Source organism: Mesorhizobium sp. CA16 (assembly GCF_020165175.1).
Classification (GTDB): Bacteria; Pseudomonadota; Alphaproteobacteria; order Rhizobiales; family Rhizobiaceae; genus Mesorhizobium.
Window position 1 is genome coordinate 80,827 of record NZ_JAIUHP010000003.1, and the last position, 8,973, is coordinate 89,799.

At 63.2% G+C, this 8,973-nt stretch carries 12 protein-coding genes; 4 read left to right on the plus strand and 8 right to left on the minus strand.

Going from position 1 to position 8,973, the window contains the following annotated elements; all coding sequences use genetic code 11:
* Positions 1 to 211: 211 nt before the first annotated feature.
* Entirely contained in the window at positions 212 to 1,744 is a 1,533-nt protein-coding gene (locus LB525_RS06245; RefSeq protein ID WP_224543985.1) for an acid phosphatase, read from the minus strand.
* Between the two features lie 219 nt (positions 1,745 to 1,963).
* Here LB525_RS06245 and LB525_RS06250 point away from each other — a divergent pair, with 219 nt between their 5' ends.
* Entirely contained in the window at positions 1,964 to 3,217 is a 1,254-nt protein-coding gene (locus LB525_RS06250; RefSeq protein ID WP_224543986.1) for a cytochrome-c peroxidase, read from the plus strand.
* Between the two features lie 138 nt (positions 3,218 to 3,355).
* Positions 3,356 to 3,625, plus strand: a complete 270-nt coding sequence (locus LB525_RS06255) for a hypothetical protein (RefSeq protein WP_224543987.1) — start codon at positions 3,356 to 3,358, stop codon at positions 3,623 to 3,625.
* Between the two features lie 33 nt (positions 3,626 to 3,658).
* Here the strand turns inward: LB525_RS06255 and LB525_RS06260 are convergent, their stop codons facing one another.
* Together LB525_RS06260 and LB525_RS06265 are read right to left on the minus strand one after the other, a co-directional pair.
* Positions 3,659 to 4,246: a dihydrofolate reductase family protein gene (locus tag LB525_RS06260; protein ID WP_224543988.1), complete on the minus strand. Its 588-nt coding sequence runs from the start codon at positions 4,244 to 4,246 to the stop codon at positions 3,659 to 3,661.
* A 15-nt stretch (positions 4,247 to 4,261) separates the two neighbouring features.
* Positions 4,262 to 5,149, minus strand: a complete 888-nt coding sequence (locus LB525_RS06265) for an NmrA family NAD(P)-binding protein (protein WP_224543989.1) — start codon at positions 5,147 to 5,149, stop codon at positions 4,262 to 4,264.
* A 98-nt stretch (positions 5,150 to 5,247) separates the two neighbouring features.
* Between LB525_RS06265 and LB525_RS06270 the strand changes: the two genes are divergently transcribed.
* Positions 5,248 to 5,664, plus strand: a complete 417-nt coding sequence (locus tag LB525_RS06270; protein WP_095767125.1) for a winged helix-turn-helix transcriptional regulator — start codon at positions 5,248 to 5,250, stop codon at positions 5,662 to 5,664.
* Positions 5,665 to 5,712: 48 nt separating this feature from the next.
* Here LB525_RS06270 and LB525_RS06275 read toward each other — a convergent pair whose 3' ends face one another.
* The 4 genes from LB525_RS06275 to LB525_RS06290 all read right to left on the minus strand — a co-directional run bounded on the left by LB525_RS06275 (position 5,713) and on the right by LB525_RS06290 (position 7,823).
* A complete protein-coding gene (locus tag LB525_RS06275) occupies positions 5,713 to 5,928 on the minus strand; it encodes a hypothetical protein (protein ID WP_141245335.1) in 216 nt (71 codons plus the stop codon).
* Positions 5,929 to 6,467: 539 nt separating this feature from the next.
* Entirely contained in the window at positions 6,468 to 6,614 is a 147-nt protein-coding gene (locus LB525_RS06280) for a hypothetical protein (protein ID WP_095767122.1), read from the minus strand.
* Positions 6,615 to 6,764: 150 nt separating this feature from the next.
* Positions 6,765 to 6,998 carry a hypothetical protein gene (locus LB525_RS06285; protein ID WP_224543990.1) on the minus strand — a complete coding sequence of 78 codons (234 nt, stop codon included), beginning with the start codon at positions 6,996 to 6,998 and terminating at the stop codon, positions 6,765 to 6,767.
* A gap of 402 nt (positions 6,999 to 7,400) precedes the next feature.
* On the minus strand, positions 7,401 to 7,823 hold the full coding sequence (locus tag LB525_RS06290) for a hypothetical protein (RefSeq protein WP_224543991.1): 423 nt from the start codon (positions 7,821 to 7,823) through the stop codon (positions 7,401 to 7,403).
* Positions 7,824 to 8,047: 224 nt separating this feature from the next.
* Here LB525_RS06290 and LB525_RS06295 point away from each other — a divergent pair, with 224 nt between their 5' ends.
* Positions 8,048 to 8,209 (plus strand): hypothetical protein, encoded by a 162-nt coding sequence (locus tag LB525_RS06295; RefSeq protein WP_224524829.1) that lies wholly within the window; start codon positions 8,048 to 8,050, stop codon positions 8,207 to 8,209.
* A gap of 217 nt (positions 8,210 to 8,426) precedes the next feature.
* Here the strand turns inward: LB525_RS06295 and LB525_RS06300 are convergent, their stop codons facing one another.
* Positions 8,427 to 8,960 (minus strand): cytochrome c, encoded by a 534-nt coding sequence (locus tag LB525_RS06300; protein WP_224543992.1) that lies wholly within the window; start codon positions 8,958 to 8,960, stop codon positions 8,427 to 8,429.
* Positions 8,961 to 8,973 lie beyond the last annotated feature (13 nt).

Here is an 8,973-nt window from a genome sequence, read left to right on the forward strand (position 1 = left end):
AGGCCATTGATAGCGGACGGGAATTCACTGAGGCAATCGCCGAGGCAGGCCTTGGGCGATTGGCGTTTCCTCGCCCCATGAAATGGGGAAGAGGTGGCTCGGCGAAGCCGAGACGGAGAGGGGAGCGCCCTGCGAAGCCCCCTCGCCGTCCACTTTTGCGGACACCTCTTCCCCGCCTCTGGCGGGGGCGAGGAACCCGGGTTCTGAGAGGTTACTTCGTCAGATCGAGCGCTGCCGTCAGATCGCCCATCGGCGGCTGGTCGTGGTTGCGCAGCGCCTTGTCGCGGGCGACGATGCCGGGCAGCACAGGCAGGTCGTAGCGGGCGGTGATGAAACGCAGGATCGAGGTCGTGTCGTACTGCGTGTGATCGACCATCCCCATCTTCGCATAGGGCGAGATGATGAAGGCCGGGATGCGGTTGCCCGGGCCCCAGCGATCGGCCTTGGGCGGCGCGACATGATCCCAGAAGCCGCCATTCTCGTCATAGGTGACGACCACCAGCATATGCGCCCATTGCGGGCTCTTCTCCAGATGCGCGACGAGGTCGGCCAGGTGCTGGTCGCCGGAGGTCACGTCGGCATAGCCGGCATGTTCGTTGAGGTTGCCCTGCGGCTTGTAGAAAGAGACCGCCGGCAGCTTGCCGTCATCGATCGCCTTGATGAACTCAGTGCCGCCGAGCCCGCCGTCCTTGAGGTGCTCGGCCCGCGCGGCCGTGCCCGGCGCATAAGCCGCGAAATAGTTGAAGGGCTGGTGGTGGAACTGGAAGTTCGGCACGGGCGTCGCGTTCTTGCCGTCGAGCGCCGCCTGCCAGGCACCCGAATACCACGCCCAGGAAATGCCCTTGAGCGACAGCAGATCGCCGATGGTGATCTCGTGCTGCGGCGGCAGCGTGGTCGGCTGCGCCGGATCGGCCAGCGCCTTGTCGCCACCCTCGGCCGGCTTGTTGGCGCTTGGCTGGTAAGGCGGCTGCATGGTGTTGACGGCGTAGAAGTCGGGCGTGATGGCGCCGTCATTGGTGAATTTCGGCACGCCGCCCAGCGCCGAGGGCGGCGAATTGTCGGCCGGTTTCAGCGTCACGCCATCCGGCTCGACGACGGCAATCTGGGCCTTCACTGGGCTGGTGTCGGCATTTGGATAGTAAGGCACGCAGGCGCAGGCCAGCATGAAATGGTTGAGGAAGGAGCCGCCGAAGGCGCCCTGGAAGAAATTGTCCGCCAGCACGTATTTTTTGGCGATCGCCCACATCGGCAGGATCGAGCCGTCATAATGGCCCATCACCAGCGCGCCGGAATCGGCCCAGGCAACGAACTTGTCGTTCCGGCCGCCGTCGATCTGCATCTGCTCCTGATAGAAACGATGCCACAGATCATGGGTGATGACGCCGGTATTCTCGTTGAAGCCCTTGGGATCGTCGATGGCGAATGTCGCGTTGCGCAGATGCGCGCTCTGCGCCTCCGTCACCGCCGGCGTGACGCCCTTGCCGGTCAGTCCGCCCCAGGCCGGCGGCAGTTCGGAAAGCGGCTTGCCGTCGCGGTCGAGCTGGCGCGCCTGTTCAGGCGAAACGTTGGCCAAGCCGTTGGCGCCGGGGAAGCCGCCATAGAGATTATCGAAGCTGCGGTTCTCGGCGTAGATGACGACGACGGTGTCGATCTTGTCGTAACCGGCAGGCGCCGCTTGGGCAGCAGCAGAGAGCGATGCCAGCGCCGTGGAGGCGAGGCAAAGGGAGAGAAAGGACCGGATCATTGGAAAATGCCTCGTGGCTTGGGAATGGCTGGAGGACGGCAATGCAGGAACGCAACTGCATCAATGCCCAGCTACTTCGACGCCTTGTCACCTTTGTGACAGTTCGGCCCCGGCCGAACACGGTTTCGTGAGCGAGAAGACCGGTCATCAATCCGTTGCACTCGATCCTTACGCCGCCAAAGAAACCGGGCGAAGAAATCAGGGATATCGCCGAAGACGATGGGACGTCGGAAAAATCACGCGATCGCCATTGCAGCGGCCACGATCGTCGCCTCCACCGCGCCCGCCAACACCGAGGAGCCATCCGGTGTCCATCCCGGCCCGATGACGCGGCAGGAAGCCTTCGCCCGCGCAGAGGCGCTGACGGCGCTGGGGCGACAGATGTTCTTTGATCCGTCGCTCTCGGCCTCGGGCAAGCAGGCCTGCTCCTCCTGCCATGATCCCAACCACGCTTTCGGGCCGGCCTCGGCGGCACCGGTCGAAATGGGCGGAGCCAATCTTGACCAGCCCGGCGTTCGCGCCGTGCCGTCACTGCGCTACCTGCAGGCGGCGCCCGCCTTCACCGAGCACTTCTACGACTCCGAGGACGAAGGCGACGAAAGCGTCGACAGTGGCCCGACCGGGGGGCTGACCTGGGACGGCCGCGCCGACCACGGCAAGGACCAGGCAAGAATCCCGCTGCTGTCGTCCTTCGAGATGGGCAATAAGGACGCGGCCCAGGTGGTCGCCAGCCTGCGCAACGCGCCTTATGCCGGCGCCTTCAAGGCGGCCTTCGGCGCCGATGTCTTCGACCATCCGCAAGACGCCTTCGACGCCGCTGTGGAAGCGCTCGGCACCTTCGAGCAGAGCAGCGCCGATTTCTATCCCTATTCCAGCCGCTACGACGCCTTCCTCGCCGGCAAGGCGCAGCTTTCCGCGCAGGAATTGCGCGGTCGCATGCTGTTCGAGGACGCAGCGAAGGGCAATTGCGCGAGCTGTCATCTCAGCGAACCGGCCAATGACGGCGAGCCGCCGCAATTCACCGATTACGGCCTGATCGCGATTGCCGTGCCGCGCAACCCGGCGATCCCCGCCAATGCCGATCCCAATTATGTCGATCTCGGCCTGTGCGGTCCGCTGCGCACCGATCTCAAGGACCGCGTCGAATATTGCGGCCTGTTCAAGACACCGACGCTGCGCAACGTTGCCTTGCGGAAAAGCTTCTTCCACAACGGCTATTTCCACACGCTGCGCGACGCGGTCGCCTTCTACGCCAGCCGCGATACGGATCCTGGGCGCTGGTATCCGAAGAAGGCGGACGGAACGGTCGACAAATTCGACGATCTGCCAAAGGCTTACTGGGGAAACCTCAACACGGACCCGCCCTTCAACGGCAAAAAGCCCGGCGACAAGCCGGCGCTGACCGATGCCGAGATCGACGACATCGTCGCCTTCCTCGGCACGCTGACCGACGCCGACCAAGCGGGGCAGTAGGGCAAGCAGCCAAGGAGATTGGTGGCTTGCAGCCGCAGCGGCGCTATCCACCGTAAATGTGTGCCAATGTGAACCACGTCATAGGAACGCCAAGTCGCGCCTGCTATATTGCCCATCTCTTCACAGATGGAGTCTCCGATGAGGTTCGTCCCGGTGCAGGAGCCGCCTGGCAGCAGCTGGACGGTGCTCGATGCGGCCAATGGCGCGCCGGCCGAATATGCCGGCCGGGTGCTTATCGGCCTGACATCGTGCGAAGCCCGCTGGTTTGCCGCCGTGGGTAACGGCCGCGCCGCTTGGCAGCGGTCCATCACGCCAGGCGTGCAGCTGCGGCTGGTCAGCGGGGGCGGTTGCCAAGCCATCCGAGAAAGGCAGGCCAGACAGGTAGTTAGGAAGCCGCTGCCAGATTGATTCAGGCAGAGCGATCTCCCATCGATTGCCTTCTCACCTCGCCGGCGCGTAGCGGCTCACCACCATGCCGCTGGCATAGGGCCTGGAGCCGAGGAGCCTCAGCCTGCCAAAGCCGCCCTTGTCGAAGATGCGGCGGCCGCTGCCCAGAACGGCCGGATTGATGAAGAGCTGGAACTCGTCGACAAGGCCGGCGGCGATCAGCGCCGAGGCGAAGCCGGCGCCGCCGAACACGGCGATGTCGCCGCCCTCGCCTTGCTTCAGCGCGTTGACCTCACGCAGCAAGTCGCCGCTTACGACCCGCGTTCGTTCCCAGCGCGAGGCCCCGAGCTTATCGCTCGCCACCACCTTTTCGGCCTCGACGATGCGCTGGGCGAAGGCAAAGAAGCGGTCCTTCGGATATTTCCTCGCCGCGTTGCCCCAATGGGTCAGATAGCCTTCCTCAGCCATCTTGCGGCTCAACAGGATGGTATCGATGGTCGTGAAAACGGCGTTGAAGTCCCGTTTAAGCTCCTCGTCCCAGGCGCTGTCGTCGCCCCACTCCCAGAGTTGCCAGCGACGGTCCTCGTCGGCGCCGACAAAACCGTCGACCGATATCTGCATCTGCAGGATGAGCTTTCTCATGTCCGGTCTCCCTGGTCAGGAATTGCTGCCTGTGACGACTCGCGCCGCGGCGGGCGAGCGGGCGAAAGCCTGCGCCCAGGCTTCGAAGCTGGTCGGGGTGGCATTTTCGGCTGAGGGTGCTTCCAGCGCCCAGCGCTCGCCTCTGTTGAAGCTTGCCGCCGTCTCGCCCAGCGCATCGGCAAAACTCGCCGATATGCCATTGGCGACCATACCGGCCCGCGCATCGGCGAACGGCACTTCATGGTAGGCGACCTCCTTGCCGATCGCCCTGCCCAGGATCTCGGTGGCCTGTTCGAACGTGTAGGAGCCGCCGCCGTGCAATTCGACAACACGCTGGATCGGAAAGTGTTCGGCATTCAATAGAGCGGCGGCGCGTTCGCCAACGTCCTTGGCGGCAATCAGCGGCATAGGCAGGTCGCCGCGGAAGGGCGAGGCGAAGACGCCGGACGCCGCCTGCTCGACGAAGCCCATGCCCTTGATGAAATTCTCCATGAAGAAGGAGGCGCGCAGATAGACGAGTTCCTCCAGGCCCAGCGCGGCAAGCCGCTTTTCCATCAGCGCGGCGCCAAGCGAGGTACCCATTCTGAGATGGGCATTGAGGCCGCTGAGCAGCACGATCCGGCGCAGGCCCGCCTTCGCGATGGAGGATGCCAGCCGTGCGCCGACCTCGTCCTCAAAGTGATGCAGATCGGGCGCGGTGACATCGAAGGGGATCATCACGTAAGCGCTGTCGGCACCCGAGAAGGCAGCGTCGAGCGCCGCCTGATCGTCGAGTGCGACGCCGAGGCTACGGGCGATGCCGCGCACCTTGTGCCCTGCGCCGGTCAGTCTGGCCGAGACCTCGGCGCCCACTTCGCTGGTTGCGCCGACGACCACCATCGTACGATTGACTTGCCGGTTCATATCGATCTCCTCTCGTCAAATGATTTACTTCTGGAACCATTTGACGCAAGGCAAGAACGATGTCAATAGTAAAGTGATTTAAAAATGGAACCATACTGATGTCGACCAAGGAACGATCCGGCTGCCCGATCAGCCTCTCGCTCGAACTGCTCGGCGACCGCTGGACGCTGCTCATCATTCGCGACCTGGCCTTCGCCGGGAAAAGGCACTTTCGCGAGTTCCTGCAATCCGACGAAGGCATCTCGTCGCGCACGCTGGCCGAGCGGCTGCAGACGCTGGTCGACGAAGGCATCCTCACCCGCAGCGACGACCCGAGCCACGGTCTGAAGGCGATCTACCGGCTGACCGAGGCCGGCATCGACCTTTTGCCGGTTCTGGCAACGCTCGGCGCCTGGGGCAGCAAATACCGCAAGGCCGACGATAAGTTGGCCCGGGTCGCCAACGATCTGGCGGCCGGCGGTCCGCCGGCGCTTGAACGGATGAAAGAGAGGCTCAGAGCCGAGCACCAGGGATAGGTCTGTTCCGACCTCAGCGATTGGCGTGGTCCGGCTACCCCTCGCCCGTCAACGAGCCCGCCCGTGTGGGAGCGGTCCGACCGGCTCTTCGGCAGGCGGCTCGCCCGGCAGCCCCAGTCGCAGCCGCTCCTCCTCGGCGAAGATCTCGGCCTGCGCGTGAATGTCGAACACTTGCTGCTTCAGCCTGCCGCCGTCGACGACGCGCACGATCCATTGGCCATTAACGGTTTTTACGCGGACACTGTCTGGCTCGCTTGTTACCATATACAGCTCCTGCTCTTCATTCGAAGAACTGCCTATCTCCTGTCCACAATACAATCTAGCGCGCCTGGAATTGCCGAAAAGCGTGGCTTATTATTCTTTAGTGCAAGAGCACCCGCCGTTATTCGACATATTTGCGACGTTTCACGAATAAAAGCGAGCATGGCGGGCGAAGGCATGCCCTTGCGCCTAGGTGCAGCCGAGTTCGACTTCGACATGGCGTTCGGTCTGCGAGACGATGCAGTAACGGAATTCGAAGGTGTCCGAGCGGTACTGCAGATTTAGGCAGTGCGGCAGTTGGCCGTGGGCGAGCGCGGAAGAATTCGCCGCAGGCGGCGGCCCGGCAGCCTTTGGGGGGGTGATACTGGGTTCGGCGGCCGGGCCTGACCGGAGTTTGCGAGGCCGCCGGCTGCCACCAGCATGCGCTTGGGCCCGGCCAAGGACAAGAACGACCTAGGCCCTAGGACCAAAGCTGCAAGGAGGATGGTCGAGACGACAATTGCGCTTGGACCGACTGGAATAGTGTGCCGAACGCCGCCGCGTCAAAAGCCGAAGAAATGCCGGCCGATGAGATAGCCAAGCGCCGCGACGAGCAGCGGAAACAATGCCGGCGCGGCCTTGCCGAACAGCGAGGGGTTCATCTCCTTGGCAGGAGCGCTGGGTTTGGCATTGCCGAGGTTCTTGGTCATGGGCTCATTACCGGTTGGGGCTAGGGTAATTCCGGACGGAAAACCGTGACACACTTTTCCTTGAATTGGGCTCCAGCTGCCGGCTGAGCCATTAAATTAGAGATTGCTTATTAAATTTCCGGCAAGCCCAAAACTACAATTCGCGGCAATTTATTCCGATTGCTGGGTACGCTCGGCAAGCGCGAAGGCCTGAAGGTTGCGCGACTTGCCGGGATCCTGGTCGGCGTTGGCGATAATGGCGTGGAAGGCCGCGCGGGCAATATCCCTCTTCTTGGCGTCCGGGTGCAGTTTTCGCACCGCCTTGAGCAGGTCTTTCGGTTTCATATCGGGGGTGACGACGCGCATCAGCGTATCGCCTATGCCCTGCAATTCGCTGGCATCCATAATGATGAACCCTGCTTTAGCGCATCCAGCCTAGCATATAGCGGTGAGAGCGCGTCATTTTTGTGATGCCCCTGGCGGACTCGGAGCCGCCTCTCTCAGTATCGCGAGGCGGCGCCAAGCCGCCGGCAGACGCTACGGCGGCCTGGAGAGGATTGTTCACAATGCGTCCATGTCGCCGCGGTCATCGCCCGGCTGGCCCTTGGCCCCGCCGGCGCCGCCTTGATGGAGGCGGCGCTCCGCAATGTCTCGCAAGCACTGACCTTGGGCGCACAACTCAGCGGCAAGACGAGGTTGGTCCCTGGTTCGGCTAAGGCGCGCCTCGCGCATCGTCTTCCGCGCGAATTTTCCCAAGCCTCGGCTGGACTGGCGTGGCAACCGATAGTCCGGCCGGATGCCGGCCTCCTAGGCAGGTATCAAGACGGCGATGCGATGCACGCCCACCTCCTTGCTTGTATTCGTCGCCTCGTCGGTCTTGCCCTTGGAACAGGTGTACATGTCGCCTTCCTTGAGCTTGAATTCCTTGTCCTTTTTCTTGATCGTGAAAGCGCCCGACGTAATCGTGCATACCATGTCGTTGTCCATCACCATTGCGGGCGCGTGCGCTCCGGGCTGGAAGACAACGTCGACAATTGAAATGCTCTTGTAGGCGGGAATGTCGGAATTGCCGGTGCCTACCTCAACCACTCTGATGCCGGGCGCTATCTCCTTGCCATCCTTCGGACCGTATTTCTTGGTCTTTGCGGATGCCATCAGGGTGAAAAAGGGCGTGACCGCGGCGGCCGTCATGCTGAGAGCAATTGCAGACCTGCGATTCATGGTTTTCATCGCATCCTCCCAATATGTTGGCTACGCACGAAAGTGCGTAATCGTTATATATTAGCACAGACGCAAGTATGATGCTGGGAATTCGGAAGCGCAGGCCCGCACCGTATTGGTTAGGAACATTCCGCTAAAAGCCGCGTCCTGACGTGGTTCGGCCAGTCCGTTGGTCGGCGCGGCGTTGGGAACCCCGGCATTGTCGCCGAGTTTAGAGTCCGAGGCGAATTGCCATGGAAGACAGACCGCCAGCCGAAAACCCGAGAAGGACCCTCGTCACGGTGCTGGCAATCTGCGTTCTCATCATCGTCCTGTTTTTTATCGGCTTCAAATTTTCGGGACCTGACCAGGGCGCTCTGATCGTGCCCGGGGCAGTACAGCAAGGCAGCAAGTGAATGACTGGCGAGCACCAAGGCCCGACCAAGCTGGGGCGAGCGCCCAGCAATCCTCGACGATTTCGCGCGGCTCCGGGGCCAGTGAGATCGGGTTGACTGTCCTGGGCCGCACCGAGGCGCCCCGCGTGCGGCAAGGGTGACTTCTTTTGGGGCAAGCCGACTACCGCCGAACCCCTCGCCGCCTGGCCACAGGTCTTGCAACTGAACGCGTCCGGCCTCATTCGACTGTCCGCCGGAACTTCGAATGGCAGCTCGTGCAGTCCTGCAGAATGAGGTGCAGGAGATGCTCCACCGGCATTTTTGCCGGATCTGCCTCGGCGAGGCCCGGGCGCTTGCCAAGCAGGCTGCCGCCGTCTACGGGCGGTCCCGTCATTCGCATGTCGGCAGTAATCTCGGCGGGCGCGTTCCCGGCCTTGGCGGCGAGCGCATTGGCAAGCCGGCCGATATGGCGGGCGAGCGCCTCGAACTCCGGCCGGGCCTGGTCGATCTCCGGTTTGGCGGCCGACGGCGCGCCAACTGTGCCCCGGGGGAATTCTGCAATCAGAGCACCGCCGGTGCGGGCGCTGAGTGTGCCCGCCGCTGCCTTGAAGGCCGCCCGTCCATAGGCGCGCTTGCCGTCGAACATCTCGGCGATCGCCTTGGCTGCGGCCGCCATCTCCTTCATCGCGGTCTGGCGCGTCGTAACGATCGCGTTGTCCGGGTCCCGAGCCAGCGACGGTGCGGCTACCGGCAACACGGCGAGGGCCAGCATTGCCGCCGCGCAA